This is a genomic window from Fluviispira vulneris, from assembly GCF_014281055.1.
Taxonomy (GTDB): Bacteria; Bdellovibrionota_B; Oligoflexia; order Silvanigrellales; family Silvanigrellaceae; genus Silvanigrella; species Silvanigrella vulneris.
The window spans coordinates 533,704-556,039 of sequence record NZ_JACRSE010000001.1 but is presented as its reverse complement, the minus strand read 5'-3'; the positions used below and the strand labels follow the sequence as shown (position 1 = coordinate 556,039).

Annotated in this window: 17 protein-coding genes; 9 read left to right on the top strand and 8 right to left on the bottom strand. The window is 36.9% G+C overall.

The annotated features are described in order from the left end of the window. Nucleotides 1-9 precede the first annotated feature (9 nt). From H7355_RS02175 to H7355_RS02150, 6 genes are all read left to right on the top strand, one after another. A complete protein-coding gene (locus H7355_RS02175; RefSeq protein WP_186644605.1) occupies nt 10-2,484 on the top strand; it encodes a TonB-dependent receptor plug domain-containing protein in 2,475 nt (824 codons plus the stop codon). A 62-nt stretch (nt 2,485-2,546) separates the two neighbouring features. Beyond that, on the top strand, nt 2,547-3,530 hold the full coding sequence (locus H7355_RS02170) for a hypothetical protein (protein WP_186644597.1): 984 nt from the start codon (nt 2,547-2,549) through the stop codon (nt 3,528-3,530). A gap of 68 nt (nt 3,531-3,598) precedes the next feature. Beyond that, nucleotides 3,599-4,618 carry an adenosine kinase gene (locus tag H7355_RS02165; protein WP_186644595.1) on the top strand — a complete coding sequence of 340 codons (1,020 nt, stop codon included), beginning with the start codon at nt 3,599-3,601 and terminating at the stop codon, nt 4,616-4,618. A gap of 31 nt (nt 4,619-4,649) precedes the next feature. Then, the gene (locus tag H7355_RS02160) at nt 4,650-5,681 is read left to right on the top strand and encodes a L,D-transpeptidase family protein (protein ID WP_186644593.1); all 1,032 of its coding nucleotides are present in this window, start codon (nt 4,650-4,652) and stop codon (nt 5,679-5,681) included. A gap of 275 nt (nt 5,682-5,956) precedes the next feature. Then, nucleotides 5,957-7,579, top strand: a complete 1,623-nt coding sequence (locus H7355_RS02155) for a beta-ketoacyl synthase N-terminal-like domain-containing protein (RefSeq protein WP_186644585.1) — start codon at nt 5,957-5,959, stop codon at nt 7,577-7,579. Between the two features lie 3 nt (nt 7,580-7,582). Next, nucleotides 7,583-8,197: a 3'-5' exonuclease gene (locus tag H7355_RS02150; protein WP_186644584.1), complete on the top strand. Its 615-nt coding sequence runs from the start codon at nt 7,583-7,585 to the stop codon at nt 8,195-8,197. Here H7355_RS02150 and H7355_RS02145 read toward each other — a convergent pair. From H7355_RS02145 to gltX, 3 genes are read right to left on the bottom strand one after another with little or no spacing between them, the layout of a single operon-like run. After that, entirely contained in the window at nt 8,192-9,664 is a 1,473-nt protein-coding gene (locus H7355_RS02145; protein WP_186644583.1) for a sensor histidine kinase, read from the bottom strand. The two genes, H7355_RS02150 and H7355_RS02145, sit on opposite strands and share 6 nt — an antisense overlap. A gap of 8 nt (nt 9,665-9,672) precedes the next feature. Next, on the bottom strand, nt 9,673-12,426 hold the full coding sequence (locus H7355_RS02140; protein ID WP_186644582.1) for a M16 family metallopeptidase: 2,754 nt from the start codon (nt 12,424-12,426) through the stop codon (nt 9,673-9,675). Between the two features lie 9 nt (nt 12,427-12,435). Continuing rightward, a complete protein-coding gene (gene gltX, locus H7355_RS02135; RefSeq protein ID WP_186644581.1) occupies nt 12,436-13,887 on the bottom strand; it encodes a glutamate--tRNA ligase in 1,452 nt (483 codons plus the stop codon). Between the two features lie 247 nt (nt 13,888-14,134). Here gltX and H7355_RS02130 point away from each other — a divergent pair, with 247 nt between their 5' ends. After that, a complete protein-coding gene (locus tag H7355_RS02130) occupies nt 14,135-14,440 on the top strand; it encodes a hypothetical protein (protein ID WP_186644580.1) in 306 nt (101 codons plus the stop codon). Between the two features lie 131 nt (nt 14,441-14,571). After that, entirely contained in the window at nt 14,572-15,942 is a 1,371-nt protein-coding gene (locus H7355_RS02125) for a delta-60 repeat domain-containing protein (RefSeq protein ID WP_186644579.1), read from the top strand. A 4-nt stretch (nt 15,943-15,946) separates the two neighbouring features. Here H7355_RS02125 and H7355_RS02120 read toward each other — a convergent pair whose 3' ends face one another. The 5 genes from H7355_RS02120 to H7355_RS02100 all read right to left on the bottom strand — a co-directional run bounded on the left by H7355_RS02120 (nt 15,947) and on the right by H7355_RS02100 (nt 20,983). Next, a complete protein-coding gene (locus H7355_RS02120) occupies nt 15,947-16,747 on the bottom strand; it encodes an outer membrane protein transport protein (protein ID WP_222435640.1) in 801 nt (266 codons plus the stop codon). Between the two features lie 114 nt (nt 16,748-16,861). Further along, on the bottom strand, nt 16,862-16,999 hold the full coding sequence (locus H7355_RS02115) for a hypothetical protein (RefSeq protein WP_186644576.1): 138 nt from the start codon (nt 16,997-16,999) through the stop codon (nt 16,862-16,864). A 151-nt stretch (nt 17,000-17,150) separates the two neighbouring features. After that, nucleotides 17,151-18,647, bottom strand: a complete 1,497-nt coding sequence (locus H7355_RS02110; RefSeq protein ID WP_186644574.1) for a M17 family metallopeptidase — start codon at nt 18,645-18,647, stop codon at nt 17,151-17,153. A 14-nt stretch (nt 18,648-18,661) separates the two neighbouring features. Next, nucleotides 18,662-20,188 (bottom strand): ABC transporter substrate-binding protein/permease, encoded by a 1,527-nt coding sequence (locus tag H7355_RS02105; RefSeq protein ID WP_186644572.1) that lies wholly within the window; start codon nt 20,186-20,188, stop codon nt 18,662-18,664. Between the two features lie 21 nt (nt 20,189-20,209). Next, complete coding sequence (locus H7355_RS02100) at nt 20,210-20,983, bottom strand: amino acid ABC transporter ATP-binding protein (protein WP_186644570.1); 774 nt, start codon at nt 20,981-20,983, stop codon at nt 20,210-20,212. A 343-nt stretch (nt 20,984-21,326) separates the two neighbouring features. Between H7355_RS02100 and H7355_RS02095 the strand changes: the two genes are divergently transcribed. Then, nucleotides 21,327-22,328 (top strand): ABC transporter substrate-binding protein, encoded by a 1,002-nt coding sequence (locus tag H7355_RS02095; RefSeq protein WP_186644568.1) that lies wholly within the window; start codon nt 21,327-21,329, stop codon nt 22,326-22,328. Nucleotides 22,329-22,336: the final 8 nt, after the last annotated feature.

Here is a 22,336-nt window from a genome sequence, read left to right as displayed (position 1 = left end):
AAGAGTTCTATGAAAAAATATTGGTTTTTAATCATAGCTATGCTCATAACCATAAATCATTTTAATGTATTTTCACAAAATAGAAATTCTGAAAAAGAAAGCAGTGCTCATGATATCATTCTCACAGGACAAGTGCGCCCACTCGGTAATTTATCACCAATTGAAAATGCGCTTATTATAAATTCAGATAATAAATTGAATTTTGTTCGCACAGATAAAAAAGGATTTTTTTCTATTAAGGTGCCAAAGAATTGTAAAGGACTTATTATACGTGCAGAAAACTTTCAAGATCTGCAAGTTCCTATTGAAAATGGGCAATTAAAAATGTCGTCTCCTTATATGCTTGAACCTTCAGCAGAATATGGTGGAACAGGAATTATTCGTGCTCGGCGCAAAAATGAAATTTCACAAAACACTTTTGATCAGGAAGAAATGGCGCATGTTGCTGGTACCGGCGGCGATGCAGTGAAAGCCCTTCAAACTCTGCCTTCCGTTCTCCCCGCAAACCCTGGCAGTGCTGACCTCGTTGTGCGCGGGGGAGCACCCGGGGACAACTCCTATTATTACGATGATTTATTGTTACCTTTTGTTTTCCATTTTGGTGGGGTGCAAACCATAGTTCCGACTCGAATGATTGAATCAATGGATTTTTATCCAGGAGCATTCAGCGCTTTTTACTCGGACTCAATTGGTGGGGTTATACAATTACGAAGCTTCGGCAATGTACCAAGCAGACTTTCCGGTGAAATAGAAGTGGGACTGCTCCAAAGCGGAATATTCTTAGAAGGAAATATGTTTGGCAATGAAGAAATTAATAATTCAGGAAAAATCGAAAATGTTTATTCTGAAATGAAAGTCGCACAAAATGATCAAAGTAACGGGAGTGAAAATAAGCTGAATAAAAATGATCAAAGTAACGGGAGTGAAAATAAAGCTGGACAAAGTCAATCGAATGACAACAGAGATATCATAAATAAAGCGACAGACAACCCTAATGACGCAATTGGTTATCGAGTAGGATTTCGCAGAACTTATTTAGAGTTATATAAGCCTCTTATAGCAAAATTATCAAATAATACAAGTTTTATAGCGATTCCTCAAGCAACTGATTATCAATTGATATTAAATGGCAATCATTCGCGCGGCACTTGGCAGTTGTATTTATTAGGAGCTGATGACTCTGCTTCACTTGCTGCGCCGATAGGAAATAGCACAACAGCTTCTGGACAAAACAGTTTTAGTTTTGAAAACTATATGGAAACAACAGGCTTAAGGTACAGCTTTAATTTAGGCAATGGTTTAGGTTTTCGTTTCACTGCACAACAACGTTATTATGTCTTAAATCAATCGATTTTTGGAAATAGTATTGATATTGCGAGTCAGTATTATGCACTCGGTTTTATTTTAGAAAAGAAGGTACATGAAAGCTTTTCCTTTACTGTAGGAGTTCGCCCTAAATATCAGCATTATGAAGTGACGATAGATGCCATTCAAATTCCAGGTGGTGGTTTTACACCATCATTTGATCCAGAGTTAGCTCCTACTGTGCAACAGACATTAAAAGTAGACAGTTTTTATGGAGATGCTTTTGTTGATATCACCTTTTCTCCCTTCAAAAAATTTATTATAAATCCAGGTTTAAATATGATTATCGGCTCGCATAGAAATGAGTTTGCCATCGATCCCCGCATTGGTGTGCGCTATGAGTTTATGGATGGCCACACATTGAAAGCAGGGGGAGGCTATTACAGTCAATACCCACAACCTCAATACATTGCCGAAGGCTATGGCAATACAAATCTTTCCCTCGAACGCAGCACACAGTATGTGCTTGGATATGAAGCTAAGTTTTGGAATGATTTCTCAATGGATGTACAAGGTTGGGTGAAATCGAGTCATTCATTGGTCGGTCCAGCAGTTATGAATACAGCCAATAAATATGAAAATAGTATCGAGTTACAAGCTCAGGGCTTAGAATTCTTTCTTAAGAAAAAGGCTTCTGGCATCTGGTTTGGTTGGTTGAGCTATGGTATCAGCGAAGCAAAAGAAAGAGATCCGGGTAGCGGTATCTGGCGGTATTCAAATTATGATAGAACGCACTCTATCAACTTGGTCTATGGTCAAAAAATAACCAGCCGTTGGAACGCAGGGACACGTGTTCAATTTATTTCAGGCACGCCTTATTCAACGATTCCTGGTGGTACTTATGATCAGAATACTGGGAAATATTCACCTGCGAGTGATGGGAATACCTATTTAATCAGTAAAAATGATGCACGCCTGCCTTATACTTTTCAAGTAGATTTTAGAACTGAATATGATTTTCTCTTTCCGGATTGGACTCTGACTTCTTATCTAGATATTTTAAATATATTCAATCGCAGCAACGTGGCTTACAATGGTTATAATCGAGATTACTCAAAACAAGTCTATGTTTCAGGATTGCCTATTCTGCCATCTATAGGTGTAATTGCTAAATTTTAAGAATTAAGAAAGAATTTTATAGCAAATGTTAAGAGAGTATTCAGTAAATGAGGTGTCTAACAATGATAAGATTTCTTTCTATATTTTTTATCATACTTTTCATTAGCAGTTGTAAGAAACCTGACTCAACTTATTACACCATAAACCAAGTGCGCGTGGTGGCGGTTCTCATGCAGTCAACCGCTCCCTTTACGGGAACAACTTCGCAAACAAGTACGCAGCAAATGCCCAATCGCCCAGGCTGCACAGCAACAGATTTATATTTTGTCGTGATTTCTCCTACAAATGAAACCCCAACCATGACAATAGACAGTCTCAAAATAGCGCCCATTGGTTTTTACTATTTAGCGAAGGGGGGAGGGGGAAGAGGGTTACCAAACGGAATTTCGGGCACAAGTCTTTCCTTGTCTGCAGTTTTTACGGGAGGTTCATCAACACCGACAACAACGACTAACGTCTTAACTTCACCCTTTAGACTAACAGTTTTTACTTACCCACTGAATTGCGCAGCTCTGACAGTTGGAAATTTGCAAGCCAATGTTACTCAAGTCAAAGATATTCCCGCTTTTATGATCAACTACACAGCCACCTCAGGCGTAAGCTCGGATAAAGGTTTTTATACATTTTACTTTTTGCCTACGAAAGGGGATGCTTTCTGGTCATCAACCGACGTTGAAGCTGTAACGAGTCAAGCTAAAAGAGATTCTATACAAAATGGCCTCGCCGTTACCAACAATCCAAGCCAATTCGGCACGCTTTCTCCTATTGCTAACAGCACCATCAATGCAAACTCTGACAATACAATCTCTGCGCCCGTAACTATTCCAAGTGTTCCAACAGGTCGTGATGCAAATAGTTCACTTTTTCAAGCGTCGACCCGTATTCAGTGGTATGTGAGCAGTGGCTCACTCGATCTCGATACGGCTTCAACCACGACTTGGAATCCAGAAACCACAGCTGGAACTTCTGTGGGGGGGGTGGTTGTAGTAAGAGATTTATTGGGTGGAGTTGATTTTAAAATTTTTGGCCCCTTTACAACTCAGTAAAAGATTTCATATGACCCTTTGGTGTTACTTAATTCTGCTATTTAGCAAAGACATAGGATTTATAAGATATGCTTCAGAACTCTTTTTTTTCAATAGAACAATTTAATCATCGATATGATGTGGTCGCAATTGAAAATGCTCTTATAGATATGCTTGTGAGAGCTAATGATTCTGACCTAAAATCCTTTGGTATGACCAAAGGAGTTATGCAGCTTGTTGATGAAGACACGCAAAAAAATGTCTTGAAAAACTTAGGCAATGCAAAGCCTGAAATTGAATTGGGTGGAAGTGCATCCAATGCAATTCGTGGATTGGCAGTTTTAGGTGCAAAAACGAGTTATAGCAGTTCTGTGGGCAATGACTCTTACGGCAAAGCATTTGCGAGTCGCATGAATGAACTCGGAATTCTCAATCGTTTGACGGTTGTCGAGAATGTTCACACGGGAACTTGTCTTGTTGTTGTTACGCCAGACAGTGAGCGTACCCTCAATACTTATCTAGGTGCGTGCCGTAGCTATACTGTAAATCACGTCCCTTATGATGATATTGCGAACACAAAGATTTTCTTTACCACAGGCTATATGCTCGATACACAAAATCAAATTGACGCCCTTCACTCAGCGATCGATCACGCTTTGAATAATAATGTTAAAGTTGCTTTTGATGTTGCTGATCCCTTTGTGATTGCTCGTCATGGTCAGAAAGCAATTTTGAGTTTGCTCGAAAAAACCCATCTTGTCTTTTTGAATGCAGAAGAAGCTAAAATGCTCGTCGGTTTGAGTCCAGATAAAGCAGCGCTCGAACTCGCTAAAACCATTCAGCTTGCAATAGTAAAGGATGGGGAAAAAGGAGCATATATTGCCCATGATGGAAATTTAACATTTATTCCTGCACTAAAAGTAGAAGTTGCCGATACTACTGGTGCAGGGGATATGTTTGCGGGTGGTTTTATGTTTGGTCTTTGTAAAGGGCTAACACTCGAGCAAGCTGGCCAAATTGCTACAGTTTTGGCAGCTGACACCGTTTCACATATGGGCGTGCGGCTTTCATCGGGAATCCGTTCACGAGTGGAGACTCTGCTAAGGTAAATACATCTGATCTTACGGGAGCTTGTGTATTGTGAAGACTAAATCCTATCGTATGTTCATCAAGTTTATTGTCATTCTTTTTAACATATATGTAGGAAATTTTGCTTTTGCAGAAAAGCCTTTTGGCCAAGCTTCAGTCACTGCGCTGAATGGAATTCCATCGTCATTTATTAGTTTAGGTGCTTATCATCCTACCTATGCCATGGTGGTTGAAAAAAACTTTCATAGACTGAGTGTTTTTAAACTTCTCCCAGATGGCAATTACACATTAGTTCGTACGTATTTGGCAATCACTGGAAAAGAACAGGGTGATAAAAAACACAGGGGTGACAATAGGACACCTGAGGGTATTTATTTTATTGTAGGCCAAAAAGACAGTTCAGAACTTTTGCGGCAGATGGGGCCGAGTGCACGAAAATATGGACCACGGGCATTTATGCTCGACTATCCAAATATTTTTGATAAACGGCAGCGTAAAACAGGTTCAGGAATCTGGATTCATGGCGTTGACAGCGATGCTCGTATGCTTCGTCCGTTTGATACCGAAGGTTGTGTGGCCTTAAAAAATGAAGATATTATTGATATCGCTCAATATGTCAGTGCATTTCAAACACCTGTTGTCATTGTTGACGAAATGCAGACGATCAGTATGGCTGCCATTCAAAAACAACGGCAAAATGTGATAGAAATGGTAGAAGCCTGGCGAAAAAGTTGGGAAAACTCAGATTTTGCAAAATATATCAGCTTTTATTCTGATCACTTTCAATCACTTGGTAAAAACAAAGAAGACTGGCGTGAATTTAAAGCAAAACTATCTGAGACGCGTAAAGGCTCAATAACTGTGCAAATCAGTGAACCCAAAATTCTAGCTTTCCGCAATCAATTGCTTGTCGAATTTTTTCAAAAATATTCTTCGCCAGAAAAAGATGATTTTGGCCGCAAGTTTCTCTATTTGCGCCAAGAAGATCATGGATTTAAAATAATTGCTGAAAAATGGTACAATTCACAAAAAGGGAAGACCGATCTCACCGTACTCAATGACACAAAAAAAAGGCAAGATTAATTCTTTTTATTCATATTTTTTACTACCCAAAAAATTTTTTTAACAGTGAACTTGAATTTTCTCTCTTTTCTTTGTCACATTTTATTTTGAGTGATATTGAGGGGACATGAGCTTTAAGAGGCGAGATTTGTCACTTAGAGTTTTTGCTTTTTTATGTTAAAAAGCTATATTTGAAGGTGAGTTTCATTTACAACAAGCTGTACTCTTAAAAAGAGTTAGGATAAAATTGTAAGTATTTACTTTCCCATGTTCCCTAATTCAAAAGGAATTGTCGCATGTCTAAAAGTTCTTGTCCTGCTCAAAATGCTCGCAGAAAGGTCTTTCTTTATGCTGCATCGGTTGTTGCTCCTGGAGCATCCAATTTGAATGAATTTCTTGACATGATAGCTAAGGGAAAATCTGTACTGTCATTAAAAGAGTCATTATCCAATGCATTTTTAGTCGGTGCGCCCAAATTCGATTTCTCCGTTTATAAGAATTGGTTGGAAGAAAGACATGGACCGAAAAGATATTCCTTATTAAACGATAAAAGTGGTGATTTAGTTAAATATGGAGTCGGTAGTTTAATCGATGCTATTTCTGCTAATCCTGCTTTAGAAAAAGCAATTAAAATTCTCGATCCAAAAGTAACAATTCAATATGCGACAGGACTCGCTGATCTACCTGTTAACTTTCAAGCAGCGCGTGAATTTGACGAGAGTCTTTTTAAATGGAATTCTTTTTGGGCAGATCCTAAACGCAATCAAGCGTGTGCTGATCATTTAAACAAAAACGCAATCGATCCCCATGCGCCAGAATATCCAGCATCATTTGCACCCGACTCTTACGAGCGAATAGCTGCTTTAAAAAATTGGAATGCATATTGGTGCAAAAAATCGAGCTTATTTGAAGAATATTTAACGGAATTAAAAGCAATTGAAAGTCAACCTGTTGTTGGCAACGATATTGAAAGTGCCAAACTGGGTTTGATTCGCGGAAAAACCAAAGCCCGTAAAGAATTATATGAAAAATATAAATTTCCTACTCCCCCTTGGGAAAGTATATCGCCAAATTTACTTTGGAACATCCCAAATGTAGCTGCTTCTCAGGTTTCTATGCTGTTAAATTTACATGGAACATCGAGTGGATCTAGTGCAGCATGTGCTTCTTTTGGAGCTTTAATAGACAATGCCATGCTTGAAATACAAAGTGGGCGTACTGACCTTGCTATTATCGGTGCGGTGGATGCAAATCCAACCAATGAATTGGTTTCCGCATTTTATGCAGGACGCCTTGCAGTTTTAGGTGACAGTCATGGGGTTCCATTTTGCGATTTGAGAGGCACACATATTTCTGGTGGAGCTTGTACTTGGATTATTGCAGCAGAAGATGCTATGCAAAAATTCGAAATACAACCTATGCCTGTTGAAATCTTAGGAGCTGGGGTCAGCAGTGATGCTGAGCACATTATCACTCCGTCTAAAGAAGGACCAAAATTAGCTATTCGCAGAGCTTTTGCTCAGGCGCAAATTGACCCGAGCCAAATTCAGCTTTGGGATATGCATGCAACAGGAACTCCAGGGGATTGGAACGAATTTTGTCTAATTGACGAATTTGTACCAAAAAAAGCATATATCTCTGCAAGAAAAGGCATCTTTGGGCACGGAATGTGTGTCGGAGGGGGATGGGAGTTGACCGCTCAACTTTTAGGCACAATCAAAACAGGAGCGAAAACATACAATGTTATGCCTTCTGGAATAGATCCTGCAAAAGTAAATCCAAAAATTGCTTCGCTGGATCGCAATCTCTTACTCGATAAAATAATTAACTTAACAACGGATAGCCAAGGAATTTATTGCGGTAAATTGAGTATGGGTCTTGGGGGAACTTCAAGTTGTGTGATTGCACGAGTCAACTAAGATATGCAAGCAATCTCTCAATACTGTCCAGAACTTGGATTTTTGGCTTGTTTATTTGAAAAACCAGTGGCTGTGATCGACTTTGAAACTTCAACTCATCCTACATCAACTTTAGGAGGGATTTTCGAGGTTGCAATTGCAAAAGTTGATTTGAACGGTAACGTTTCTATCCACTCTTCTTATGTGAATCCAGAATCTGAGATAACAGAATTTGTTAAAAAATTAACAGGAGTGGTTCCAGAAAAGTTAGAGACATTTCCCACATGGGGAGACACTTGGGCAAAAGAATTTATTGAAATAGCCAATGGCTGTGTCGTTCTTGGCTATAATATTTTAAGCTCCGATCTCCCTGCTGCACAAATTCAAAATAAAAGATATAAATTCCCCTTACCACAATTTCAAAATGCTCTGGATTTATATGAACTGCATAAGAAAATAAATAAAACCAATAAAGGCAAATTGCATGAATTGGCGAAGCAGTATGGTGTTAATTATGTTGGAAAAGAACATAGAGCTCTCGATGATGTTTTTATGACTTTATATTTAGCAGAGTCGATGATAGCTAAGCATGGTGTAGATGTTTTTGTATCTTCAGTCTGTCGGTATGTTACTTTATAAACAGGGCAATTCTATTGTAAAAGTAGTTTTTTTCTCATTTGATTGAAAAGTTATTGTTCCATTCATTTGTTCTATTATATTTTTTGCAATATTTAAACTGAGACCACTGCCCTTACCTGTTGGTTTTGTAGTAAAAAATGGTTCAAAAATTTTATTTTTATACTCTTCTAATATTTGTGCTCCATTGTTAGATAAATCTATAGATATTCTTTTTTCCTTTTTAGAAATATTTATTTCTATAAGTCTATTTTCATTTGTTTGGCTAATTATGATAGAGTCAATGCTGTTTAAAAATAAAAATCGAAAAGCAATATTAAAATTTATTGGCTGACATGATATTTCTTGTTCTTCAAGCCCTGAATAATTTATGTTTAGTTTAATATCAAATGCTTTGAGTTTATCGATTAAGACATTAAGAGTGTTTGATATTAAATCACTTATTTTTATATTTTCAACACGCACAGAAACATTGTTTTTGGCAATACTTCGCATGACTCTGAAGGATTTTTCTATTTTTTCTATGAAACTATCTATAGTTTGCAACGATATCTGCACAGTATCCAATTCAAGCGTATTGATTTCATTTTTATTTTGTCGCACATTATTCATGAAGTTCAGAATTAAAGTTAAAGGATTACGAAGATCGACTGCTGTTTTCGCAAGGATTTCTCCTAAATATGAAATTTTTCGATAATAATCTAAAACTTCATGGATGTCTTCGAGTTTCTTTTCTGTAACTTTCCATTTAGTAAGATTTTTAGAGATTATCAATTGCACCTGCTCGCCAAATGGCAATTGTATTGGAACTTTAGTGTTTTCAAACCAGATTGGATTGCCAGAGTGATCGGTGGTGAGCTCAACTTCTGAAATGGGATTTTGCACGATTTCTTTATCGTGTAAATCGTTGCCTGGTAAGGATATTTCTCCCTCTTCTATTAATTTATTGAGTTTCTCTATATTATTTTCATTATTTTTTCCAGCAAAATCATAAAGAGCTTTGTTAACAAATAAATAGTGTCCAATACGATTCACAATCCCAATTAAATTGGGATCGCTGTCAAAAATAATACGCATGAGTCCTTTGTGCAAAAGGAAATCTTCTGGAGAATATTGATGCAATTCTTCACAAGAAAAGGCGAAGTGTTCTGCATCTAAAAGTATGACTTTCCAAGAAGTTTGCAAAAGAAAATTGGGAAATGATGAGAAATCAATTTTTACGGAAAGACTGAGCGGCTCTTCATTTTCAAGTTTTTTTAATTTTTCTTTTGCTTGCTGAGCCTCTAATTCAATGACAAATGCAAATAAATCCGTATTTTCTTTTAAATTGTATTTATTTGCTGCCGAGTTTGCTTTTAATATAATGCCATTTTTTTTTAGAATAAACAGAGGATATTTTGAATTTTGAAAAAAATAAAAGAAATTTAGGTCATTCTGATTTGAGTTCTCAAATGTCAGTGTATGACCCATTCCTTACCTCATCGGGTTAAATTCCATTGCAGGACCTTGTCGGATTTTTGTGGAATCCAAGTTTCTTTTGGTCCCACAATACTTATGATTGGTAAATTTTCACATATTAAAGACTTTAGCACGTTACTGACCATTTCAGGAGTGACCGCATTGACACGTTCTGCAAAGCGCAAAAAGTTATCGAAAGTCAAACCGTATACGTCGCTCATCGCAAGTTGTGATGTTTGATAGTTATAGTGCTGAGATTCTATGCTTTGTGACCCTAAAACAGAATGTTGTGCACGCAATAGCTCCTCTTCACTCGGAGGTTCACAGGCAAGTCTTTCAATATGTTCCTTTAAACCTTCAATAGCTTCTTTAGCTTTGTGAGCAGAAGTTGCTATATAAGTTGTAAAGACTCCTGCAAGTAGATTGGGTGTCTGTGACGCACTGACGGCATACGCAAGGGAGCGCTTGTCACGCAGGTCTAAAAAGAGCCTACCACCTTGTCCTGCCAAAATATTTGCTGCAAGTTCAAGAGCTGTGCGTCTTGAGTCGGAGAGAGAAAAAGAACGGAAGGACAACATGATATGCGCCTGTTCTCTTTTCAACTCGTCAAAGCCAACTTGTTCAGCTGTCTCTTCAGGATGTGGGGCAAAAACAGGCTCAGGCCTACTTTTTTCTACATAATTTAAATCTAAGAATGTTTTAAATTCAGACTCAATTAAGTTAACAAAAGAACGGAGATCGAACTCACCCGAAATAGAAAAAACGAATTCCTTGGCGTGAAAAAGATTTGCCCAAAATTCCTGTGCATCTTCGCGAGTGACATTATTTAGTGATTTCTCTGTACCCATTCCTGATAATGCATATGGATGATTTGGAAATAACAGAGGTTGAGAAATACGTGCCAAACGTGCAGATGGACTGTCTTTTTGTGCAACAAGAATTTCAAGAGTTTCTTTATGAATGCGTTGCCATTCGGTTGCTGAAAATTCAGGACGGAACAGACAGTCAAGCATCATTTGTGCAGTGCGTAGGCTGTTTTCACTAATGGAATCAAAGCGCATGCCAAAGAGATCCCGAGATGAAAAAGCACTGATGCTCGAGGCATTGTCTTCGAGTTCATCAATAAATTTTCGATAATTTTGTCTTTTAGTTCCTCTTGTCAGCATGCTTGCGGTCAAGCCACCCACGCCATTTTTATGTTGTGGTTCATATACAAGTCCGCCTTTAAGCACCAACATTGCGCTGGTGATGGGCAATCTTTTTGATTCGCGATAATTGATTTTGAGAATTTTCCCAAAAGGCAATGGGATTTCAATTTGTTTTACATCCGTGTTCAATTTAGACACTTTTAAGTCGTAAGTATCTATCCAGTTATCTTTACTGAAGTCGGGACTGTTGCTCTTTTGTAAGCTTGTTTCAATGGGTTCAGTATTGTGATGTGTCATATTGACAGCATGTGTCACTGATTCTATAAAATCTTTTTCAGTGACATCAGGAAGAGTTTCATTGCCCAAAGCAACTGATATATGAAAATGTCCTGCTTCTAACTGATTGACAACTTTTTGAGCTATTTCTTGAATGTTTTTTGTGGTTATTTTCGAAACAGAATTCATATAAAAGTTTTCAAATTCCATTTTTTGTGAAGTTTGCAAGCTCATACCAGCACTTCTTGAAATACCATCCATACTTTCTCGCGAATAAATACGCTGTGCTTTGAGAGTATTGAGTACGCGATTGAGCTCTTCGTGGGTCGGTGGAACTTCAGCCAAGCGGCGAATTTCCTGTACGATTGTTTTTAAGGCTGCTAAGCAGTTGTGTGCCATGCCAAAAAAGCCAACTCCCAAAAGACCGCTGGGGTATTTTGGTGTGTAACAGGAGCAATCAATACTTGTGACAAGCTGAGTTTCTTCTCGTAAAATACGGATCAAACGAGAGGAATCAGATTCGCCCAATATCGAAGCAAATACATCCCAGCTTGGCATGTCAAAGTTTTCTAAGTTAGGAGCCAAGGTTGCCAATTGGACACGCGCTTCTTGCCAAGGGCCACGCTCTATTTTTGCTGTAGGATTCTTTTTTTGTGTATGGCTTAACTGCGCTGGTCGAGTGCGTTGTGGCACAGTTTTGGGTGGAAATTCATAACTGAGTTTTTCAAGATAATTATACATATCTTGAGAGTCAAAATCACCAGAAGCAATAAAAATCATGTTGTTGGGTGTGTACCATTTTTTATAAAAATTATGGACCGTTTCTCGTGTGAATTTTTCAACAACATTTTGATAGCCAATCACCGGCCTAGCCATATTTGTTCCCTCATAAAAGAGGGAAAATAAATTGTGGGAAACGACGGCATTGGGATTGTCTCTACTTCTTCTTATTTCCTCGATGACAACTTCGAGTTCTCGGGACAGTTCATCTTTATCGAGTAAGCTATTTTGCACAACATCGAGTAAAAGTTCAGCGCCTTTTTTAGCAAATGCAGCAGGTGCAGTGAGGTGGTAATTTGTGTGATCGAATGTGGTATAAGCATTGATATCTCCACCTTCAAATTCGACAGTGGATGCTATTTGTCCTGTTTCAGGAAATTTTTTTGTTCCTTTAAATAACATATGCTCAAGAACATGCGCTACACCTCCTTCAAACTCTTCTTCATCCAATGAGCCTGTTTTGACGAGCACTTGTATAGAAACGATGGGAGCAAAATCCGAAGGGTGTAAATAAATTTCCATCCCATTGGATAAATAGCGGTGAATAATCTTGTTTTTTGAATTGAGCATTTTTCCTCGTTATTCTTTTATTGTTTTTAAATAATCAATTGCGAGTCGAGTTCTTCTTTGGACAATATCTTTGCCTAAGACTTCAATGCATTCAAACAAAGGTGGAGTTTCTTTACTACCAGTCACAGCAACACGCATTGGCATAAAGACATCTTTTGGTTTCAAACCTTTTTCAGCAAGATATTCGTTAAATATGTTGTGGATCTCATCATGTTTCCAATTTTCACAGACATCAAGTTTTAACACAAGGTCATTTAGATAGCCCATGACTTCGGCTGCAGTGCGGCCTTTCGGAATAAGTGGGGCATTGTTATAGCTGAGATCGCCTTGAAAGAAAAAAGCAGTATTGTCTATAAAATCTTCAAATTTTTCAACTCTCTCTTTGATAAGTGGAATTATTTTTAATAAATAATCATCATTAAAAACAACTTCTTTTAGATTAGCGAGCCACTTTTCGTTACTATCTTGTTTTAAATATTGTCCATTTAACCAAGCTAGTTTTTTAAGGTCAAACACGGGGCCGCCCAGGGTCATTCTGTCCCAGGTAAAGCCTTCTATCATTTCGCTGGTGCTGAACATTTCGCGGTTGTCACCAAAATTCCAACCCATGAGCGCAAGAAAGTTGCGCAAAGCAGAAGGAAGAATTCCCTTACGACGGTAATAATTGATCGACGTAGGATTTTTTCGTTTCGAGATTTTTGATTTATCGGAGTTTCTTAAAAGCGGTAAATGACAAAATTCAGGTTGTTCCCAACCAAACATTTCATACAACATTACATGCTTAGGAGTTGAAGATATCCACTCTTCACCTCGAATAACATGGGTTATTTTCATTTGGTGATCGTCAACAACAACGGCAAGATGATACGTTGGAAAACCATCGGTTTTTAAGAGGACTTGATCATCAACACCATCGTTTTCAAACTCGATATTTCCACGTAATGTGTCTTTAAAAATAGTTTTACCAGTCATAGGCATCTTCATACGAATGACATGGGGGAGATTTTGCGCGAGTTTTTTATCCGCATCTTCTTTAGGTAAGTCGCGACAAAGTCTATCATAACCAGGGGGTAATTTTTGTGCTTGTTGCGCTTTCCGCAATTCGTCAAGGCGCTGAGGCGTACAAAAACAACGATAAGCATGGCCTTTATTGACCAAAACTTCAGCATATTCTCTGTAGCTCTCTTTTCTTTCACTTTGCTTATAAGGTGCGTAGGGTCCACCAATGTCAGGACCTTCGTCCCATTGAATTCCTACCCATTTGAGGGCACTGAGGATCATGGCTTCACTGTCAGCACGATAGCGTTTTTGATCGGTATCTTCAATACGGATAATGAATTTTCCGTTGTGCTTTTTAGTAAATACATAATTAAATAATGCTATATAAGCAGTCCCAATGTGCGGATCTCCAGTTGGGCTAGGTGCAATGCGAACCCGCACTTCTTTGTGCGCTTGTGTCATGAAAGAACTCCTGTATACGTGGGAAAAATGTGTCCCTGTTCCATATGGCTTTACAACATGTTGAGTTCTTTTGGCAACGACTTAAATAAATGGTTTGTTTAGGATCTCAGAAATAATTAAGTTGCAAAATAAGAAGCTCTCCTTATACTGCAATTGGAACATGAGCTTTTGAGTACATCTAAATTCATTTCCCGCATGGAATAGTGCGAATTTATAATGAATTAAAGTGAGTTTGAGTATTGTATTTATGGGTTATCAGAAAATTAAAACAGGGCATTATTTTTTAATTTTGAAGCAAGATTTTTTTAAAAGAGATCTGTGGCTCAAAGAAGCGGTTGTCTTCGCCTTAAACTCACAACAAGCAGCAGAAATTTATACTGAAGCCTATTGCCAAGAAACCGACCAAGTTCACAGTCTAAAAAAAGTTTCTGAGCTGGATTGTGAATTTATTTTAAAAGGCAATTATAACTATGAATGTAAATATAAAACGGAATTGGTGAAAGAGCTTGAAACAGAAATACCCGCCTATTTAAGAGAATATCAAAAGCGTTAAGCATTTTTTCTAAAATTAACATCTCTAATCAAACACTGAGAGTCAAAAAAATGACGCGCGGTGTCTTTTTTATTAATTACAATTTAAAATAAAATAATATGATATTTATTTAAAAAAATAAAGGAAAAACTATGAAAGAATTTTACACAAAAATTTCTTTTTCTTTCTTATGTATATGTCTTTTTCTGTCAGGCTGTGGGCAGAATGATAATTTATTTAAGCAAATTAATAGTAATATATCGTCAGCAAGATATAGTTTTTTAGAGCAAGAAAATTTAAATTATTCTATATTTAATGGAATATTAGATAAATCTTTTGCAAAAAAAGGAATTGTGCAAACAACTATCAATACAAAATCACAAATCTCATCACATGTGGTACTTGCCGATGGTTCGGTGATAGCAGGTGGGTTTTCAATATTAAACAATGGCACAAGTGTTTTTACCTTAGCAAAATATAATAAAGATGGTTCTTTAAGCAGCAGTTTTGGTACGGGTGGTATTGTGCAAACGGCCATTGGCGGAGAAGCGGCTATCAATGCACTTGTGGCAATGCCAGATGGATCTATCATTGCGGGTGGTTATTCTAAAAATTGTGCAAATAACTCTTTATTTACATTAGTTAAATACAAACCGGATGGCAGAATCAATCCTACCTTTGGTTCACGCGGAATTGTGCAAACATTAATTGGCAATTCTACTTCCATGATCCGCAGTCTCACTTTGTTAAATGATGGAAATATTTTAGCTGCAGGATATTCATTGCAGGACGATAAATCGCCAATAATGACTCTAGCAAAATACAATGGATATGGAACATTAGTTGAAGAGTTTGGTGATGATGGAATTGTTCTCACTCAGTCGGGACTTTCAAGTCAATTTTTCACTGCGATCACTTTGCCAGATAATTCTATCGTTGCTGGTGGCTATGTAAATATCGATCTATTTACTAAAGTATATGCACTTGCAAAATATAACTCTTTAGGCAAACTTGACTCAAGTTTTGGTGCGAATGGTGTGTCATTGACTCCGATAGGTATGGCATCCTATGTGCTTTCTTTAGCAGTGAGTGCAGATGGAGCCCTTATTGCGGGAGGATATTCAGAAGGTGTAGAACGTATTAGTTTCTTTACGATTGCTAAGTTTGATAATAAAGGTAATTTACAATCAAATTTTGGTGAAAATGGTTTAATTTTAAATCAAATTATCCCAAACTCAAATCGTTCTGCCTACACTTGTTCTGTGATTGTTTTACCTGAGGGGGCGATTTTAGCCGGTGGTTATGCTACAGGACCAGATATATCTTCTGTATTTACTATGTATAAATATGATCTAAATGGCAACGTGCACAATAATTTTGGCAACAATGGTATGGTACAGACTAAAATAGGAAATTATTCTTATTTACAGAGTTTGTCTTTACAAAAAGATGGCACAGTTGTTGCGAGTGGTTATGCAGAAAAATTGGGACGAGTTGCTTTTGCACTTGCTAGATATAAATAAATTTTTAAAAAATTTCGTCGAAATTAAGGCCAAAAGATAAACAAAAAATAAAATAATTACTAAAATCTTGATTGGCATGACCAAAATCAGCTGAAAAACCAAGATTAATATATTTCAGTTTGTTAATAACCCCAAAAGTCAAATGTGGACGTGACAGTGTATTATCTTGGGTTGCAGGCTCAAGATAGGTGCCAACGAGAAGTTTATAACTGTATTGTTTAGAATATTCTTTTAGCAAACGAAGGCCAATTTTCGGCACAAAGCGAGGAGAATGTGAATAACGCGAATTATTATCAGACAAAGTAGTTGAAAGTAATTGAGTGTTTAATGTATTTTCGTTTAATAGTGAGTAGGGTGAAAAAATAGTAAATTCAGTATTATAATAATAGAGTTGCAATTGAGTCATCAAATCCAACTTTGAAAAATAATTAAAATTAATATTTGGTGAATACATAGCACCAATTTGCAATTTTCCAGGTTCAATAAAAGAAATATCTTCATTTGGATCTATATTATTACTAAAGTAATCCGTAAAATATTCACCAAGTTTATTTTCTCTCGTTAAATTTTTTTGAACGTATGAGAATCCTAAACCAAGACTCAAATTGTCATTGATTTTATACCCTGCATTTAAATTTAAAAAACCAGTTCCAACAGTGACAGTGTCCACTTTAAAATTGCTAGAATATCCTTCATATTCTGCAAAATACGAAATAGACATGCCCAAACGCTCTGTGAATTTTGCTGATATACCAATACCAACACCATAAATATTATTTGCACCATTTGGAATAGAGTTATTCACAACTGGTAAATTATCATCCCCCTGATAAAAAATAAATTTTGGATCAACGGTATCTGTTTTCAAACCTAAAATGGACGGATTATTGTAATAAGTGAAGCTGACATCTTTTGATGCTTATGAAGTGCCTGCGAGACCAATAAATTCAGGATCTCCACTGTTTGTGTATCTATCGGATGCATAATAAATAGCAAACGAGTATTGTGTCCAAAAAAATAAATATAGTAATATTAAAATTTTAATAAATTTTGGCATTTTAATCCTGAATAATCTTTTATATTGCTATAAAAAAAATTAACAAAAAACTCATTTGCATTTTATTATATATTAGAAATTTCTCATAGAAGAATCAATTATAAAAATTACAAAAGTTGACGAAACATTATAAATATATTTTGCAATTTTTCTAATTTTCGGCAAGCTTTTCGAGTAGATTTACAATTGTCCGCGCTCCATAGGCTGCTGAAGAGTTTGGTGCCAAATATCCATTGTCTTTGGAGTTTTCGGATACATTGGCAATATCAAAATGTACCCAATCTGTATTATTCGGAACAAATGCTTGCAAAAAAGCGGCCGCATGCATTGTAGCTGCTCCTTCACTCCATTTGTTATTCATATTTGTGAAATCGGAAACAGTGCCTTTAATATTTTCAATTGCTTCCGGTAATATTTCGAGGTGGACAAACTTTTCTCCTGCTAGGGCAGAAGCTTCTTTCACCTGTCCAATCATTTGTTCATTATTTGAGCAAAGAATAGCTGCTAAGTTGCCTGCAATTTGGCTCGCACCCCCAGTTAATGTAGCAATATCTACAATTAAACTCGGTGCAAACGATGCTGAAAACGCAATAGCATCGGCTAAAATCAATCGTCCTTCTGCATCCGTGTTAAAGACATCAACTAGTTTACCATTCCAAGCTTTGTACACATCGCTCGGTCTTTGCGCATGATCGCCAATAGCATTTTCGACACAGACAATCATACTGATCACACGGATGGGTATTTCTTCGGCTGCTGCGGTATATGCGGCAGAGAATACGTTTGCAGCGCCAGACATGTCATATTTCATCTCATTGTGATGCTTTTTCCCTTTGATCGAATAGCCACCCGTGTCAAAAGTAACACCTTTGCCAATCACCACGACGGTTTTTTTTGCGTTGGGTGGGTTGTAATCAAAAATGGCTAAATAAGGTTCATGAACACTGCCTTTGCCAACAGCAATAATTCCTCCAAAACCTTGTTTTTCAAGTTCTGATTTATCTAACAAAGTGGTCTGAATATTTTTGAATTTTGAAAGCTGTTCACTTGTTAAAGTCACTAAATCTTTTGGTCGTAGTTGGTTAGCTGGTAGGTCGCTTAAATATCTGGCGAAATTTAAACTTTGACCTCTATTTATTCCTTTTGCAATTGAATTTAAAATAGTTTCTTGTTCAATGTTTTTAAGGGAAAACTTTAATTTAATATTTTCAACAGAAATCATTTTCTTTTGTGGAAAAGATTGATTCGAATAAATATGTTCAAATGAATAAAGAGCTAAAGTAACAGTTTCTGCAAAAACATAAGCAATATAATTTATATCTGTATTACGACTCGGAATAATTTCGACAATTATTTCGTGTAAATTTTGTTCTTTTGCTTCGCTAATAACTTTACCAATAGCTTTGCGGAATCCAGATAAATTATCGTTTTTTGCAGTAGAGCCAGCTCCAAATGAAATATAAGTTTGATTGTCTTGAGATAATGTTTTTTTATCTCCTACTTTACCAATGAAGTGGGCTTCTTTGTATTTCTCAATTATTTTTCCAAAATCTATGTCACTATTGCTGTCTTCACAAAAAATATTAAATACTGTTTCGCAGTTTACAGGAATTTTATTTAATAAATCGATAGTCACTCTTGTCTTCATTTTCTCACACTTCCTTAAGATTGAACACCCTTAAGCTGTTTTTTATAATTCACAGAGTAATATTTTTCTGCCATTCTGGAAAGACGCGCAAATGGTAATCCTATTAAAAAATACATTGCTGCTGTGAGAAGTCCAATTCCCAAATAATCAAAATAAGTTGATGCAAGTTGTCCGTACACAGTAGTCAGCTCAACCAATGTGATGACAGAGACTAGGGAAGAATCTTTGATCAGAGCAATGAAATCATTGGTAACTGGAGGAATTACAACACGCATTGCTTGTGGAATGACAATATGACGGAGAGATTCTAAGCGTGACATTCCGAGCGCAAAGGCTGCGTCCATTTGGCTGTGCGGAATAGAAGAAATTCCTGCACGATAATTTTCTGCTTCGCTTGCTGCGTAATTCATGCCAAGTCCAATAACTGCAGCTAAGAATGGATCTAATTTAATTCCCAAGTTTGGTAAACCATAAAATATAAGGTAAAGCTGAATTAAGAGAGGAGTTCCTCTTATTATTTCTACATAAGTTAAGGCAATTTTTGAGAGTATAGGATGTGCGTAAAGTCTTATCAGTGCAATAAAAAGGCCAAAAACGACTGCTACAACCATTGCTAATATTGAAATTTCCAAGGTACGCACAGCACCTTTAGCGAGAAGTGGAAGAAAATCGACATAGAGTTTTACTTTATCGATAAATGTACGTTCAAGATTCATACTTCTAAGGTAATCTTTATAGCCAATATCTTCGCTTTTGGGTTCAGGATCGACTCCCCAAGCTTCCGCAATTTTGCTATTCCAAAGGCCCCATTTTTCAAGAATGCTTTGAATTGTGCCATCTTTAATTAGCGCATCGAGGGCTTTATTAACTTTGTTTTTTAAGACAATATTATCTTTTTTAAAGGCAATTCCATATTTCATATAACCAATGGGTGGCCCAACAAACTTAAGTTTTGGATTGTGTTTTGCATAATACTGCGCAATAGGTGCATCAAGTAAAACTGCATCGAGACGATCTCCTGCTGCAAGATCTGCATATGCATTAACCTCTTCACCATATTTTTTTATGTTAACACCACCTACGTCTTCGAGAATTTTGTATGCTAAAGATGCAGGGAGAGTAGCGACTCTTTTTCCTTTTAGGTCATTTAATTCCGAAATTTCGTGATTATTTTTATTAACGACAAGTTGTTCGTAAGTGATATAATAGGGGCGTGAAAAGCTGATTGATTGTTTTCTTTCTTCGATTATTTCAAGACCATCGATCACCAAATCGTAATTGCCCGCATTGAGACCAGGAATAAGTCCATCCCAAAGATTTTGCACGAAAACAGGTTGCATATTGAGTTTTTTAGCAACTGCTTTAATAATATCAACATCAAGTCCAATTATTTTTTCAGGATTTTTAGCATCGCGAAAAACATAAGGGGCGCCGCTGTTCGCATCGCTGCCCCAGCGAAGAATTTCCTTTTCTTTACAAAATGCTTGAAGCGAAAAGAAAAAACAAAATAAAGTAACAAAAAAGTTTCGATTTTTCAGCATGTGCACTTAATCACCTTTCTTTTAAAGGAAATTTCTTAGAAAACGGCGTGTTCTTTCATCCTTTGGTGATGAAAAAATCTCTTCAGGGGTTCCCATTTCGACGATGCGGCCTTCTTGCATATGGACAATATGGTCTGCAACATCGCGCGCAAAACGCATTTCATGGGTGACCACGATCTGAGTCATCCCTTCGTCATCTAATGTGCGCATAACTTGAAGAACTTCGTGGACAAGATCGGGATCGAGTGCGGAGGTTGGCTCATCATAAAGGATGGCTTTAGGTGACATAGCCAAAGCTCTTGCGATAGCAGCTCGTTGTTGCTGTCCTCCGGAAAGTTGGCAAGGATAATGATCGGCATGACGTTCTAAACCCACTTTGATCAGGAGTTCTTTAGCTCTTTTGCGTGCCAAATCAACATTCATTTTCTTTACAACGACAGGAGCTTTTGTAATATTTTCTAATAAAGTGAGATGAGGAAAGAGGTTAAAACTTTGAAAAACCATTCCAACATTTTCACGTATAGCACGAGCTTTTTTATCAAAATCTCTCATATTAGATTTTGTATTTTCACTTCGTTCAAGTGCAACGCCATTTATAACTATGGACCCAGAGTCAAGCGTCTCGAGCCCGTTTAGACATCGGAGCAAAGTGGATTTACCACATCCAGAAGGACCAATTAAAACAGTAAGTTCTCCAGGTGTGACTTCGAGATCGATTCCACACAACACATCAAGATCACCATGTTTTTTTTTCAGATTTTTTACTGAAATATATGCGCCAGTTGCACTTATCATGATGGTATAGCACCCCCTAAAATCTAAAAGACGAACGAAGTAAAGGTAACAATAGGAAGGCATCAATTGCCGAGCATGCAGGTAACATATAATAATAAGATTTGGAAATAAAAGAATGACAAAATTGAGGGGCAGCCTCATTTTTTTTGTCTGGCAAGAGAGTCGATTGACAACTCAAATGCAGTGAGAAGCAAAATACCGTTGAAATTTAATGTAGGTTAGGCCTTATATTTTTTCTGAAATCAGTGTATCTATAACTTTTATAATGAGCTTCCAAAATGTCTTGTAGGAAGTAAAAATTGTGTCTAGAAATTCTTAATTTACATGAATAAGTGGGGGATTAATGTCAAAAAGATATATCCTAATATTAACTTGTGCCAGCGTCATTTTGCTGAGTTTGTTTTTTATTTTCTTTAAAAATAAAAAGCCTACTGCAAGTTTAGAGCGTGGGGCTCAGTCTGTTACTTTGCTATTGGATTGGATGCCCAATACAAATCACACTGGATTTTATGTTGGGAAAATAAGGGGTTTTTATGAGAAATTGGGAATAGATCTGAAAATTTTAAATCCGACTCAGACAACTGCGACGACATTGGTCGGAACTGGCAAAGCCGATTTTGGGATCAGCTATGCAAACAACATAATTTATGCTCGTAATATGGGCGTTCCTGTTGTATCGATAGCAGCTATTATTCAAGCGAATACGTCTTGCTTTGTCTGGAGAAAGTCAGCGAATATTTCTGATATTAAAGGGTTTGAAGGAAAAAGATATGGAGGTTGGGGGAGTCCAGAAGAAAACGCAACTTTAAAATATGTGATGGAAAATAACGGTGCTGATTTTTCAAAAGTGCAAATGCTCACAACTGGTACGCAAGATTTTCTCCAGGCTACAGTTAATAATGTCGATTTTACCTGGGAATATTTAGGTTGGAATATCCTTGCAGCCCAATTAAAAAACGTAGAAATAGAGACCTATTGTCCTGCCGATCAATTTCCTGTGTTTGACAAACCATCTCCACTTATTATTACCAGTGAAAAAATGATAAAAGAAAATCCGGAAAAAGTAAGAGCTTTTCTCAAAGCTACAGCTGAAGGATTTAATATTGCTATCGAAAAACCAAATGAAGCGGCTGAAGATGTGTTGCAATCCGTACCTGAGCTAGATCCAGTATTGGTTAAAAAATCTGCTGAATTTTTAGCTAATTTATATAAATCTAATGCGGAAAAATGGGGTTACCAAGATGTTAAAAAATTTAATTATTATGCTAAATGGATGAAAGATGTCGGACTTATTAAAGAGATCCCAAAGGCAGACAGCTATATAAATAATAAATTTTTACCCTAGAAAAAATA

Bases quoted from the DNA above. Each gene is read 5' to 3' on its own strand.
- H7355_RS02175 (WP_186644605.1), top strand. From the start codon at position 10: ATGAAAAAATATTGGTTTTTAATCATAGCTATGCTCATAACCATAAAT.
- H7355_RS02170 (WP_186644597.1), top strand. From the start codon at position 2,547: ATGATAAGATTTCTTTCTATATTTTTTATCATACTTTTCATTAGCAGT.
- H7355_RS02165 (WP_186644595.1), top strand. From the start codon at position 3,599: ATGCTTCAGAACTCTTTTTTTTCAATAGAACAATTTAATCATCGATAT.
- H7355_RS02155 (WP_186644585.1), top strand. From the start codon at position 5,957: ATGTCTAAAAGTTCTTGTCCTGCTCAAAATGCTCGCAGAAAGGTCTTT.
- H7355_RS02150 (WP_186644584.1), top strand. From the start codon at position 7,583: ATGCAAGCAATCTCTCAATACTGTCCAGAACTTGGATTTTTGGCTTGT.
- H7355_RS02145 (WP_186644583.1), bottom strand. From the start codon at position 9,664: ATGGGTCATACACTGACATTTGAGAACTCAAATCAGAATGACCTAAAT.
- H7355_RS02140 (WP_186644582.1), bottom strand. From the start codon at position 12,426: ATGCTCAATTCAAAAAACAAGATTATTCACCGCTATTTATCCAATGGG.
- gltX (WP_186644581.1), bottom strand. From the start codon at position 13,887: ATGACACAAGCGCACAAAGAAGTGCGGGTTCGCATTGCACCTAGCCCA.
- H7355_RS02130 (WP_186644580.1), top strand. From the start codon at position 14,135: ATGGGTTATCAGAAAATTAAAACAGGGCATTATTTTTTAATTTTGAAG.
- H7355_RS02125 (WP_186644579.1), top strand. From the start codon at position 14,572: ATGAAAGAATTTTACACAAAAATTTCTTTTTCTTTCTTATGTATATGT.
- H7355_RS02115 (WP_186644576.1), bottom strand. From the start codon at position 16,999: ATGCCAAAATTTATTAAAATTTTAATATTACTATATTTATTTTTTTGG.
- H7355_RS02110 (WP_186644574.1), bottom strand. From the start codon at position 18,647: ATGAAGACAAGAGTGACTATCGATTTATTAAATAAAATTCCTGTAAAC.
- H7355_RS02105 (WP_186644572.1), bottom strand. From the start codon at position 20,188: ATGCTGAAAAATCGAAACTTTTTTGTTACTTTATTTTGTTTTTTCTTT.
- H7355_RS02100 (WP_186644570.1), bottom strand. From the start codon at position 20,983: ATGATAAGTGCAACTGGCGCATATATTTCAGTAAAAAATCTGAAAAAA.
- H7355_RS02095 (WP_186644568.1), top strand. From the start codon at position 21,327: ATGTCAAAAAGATATATCCTAATATTAACTTGTGCCAGCGTCATTTTG.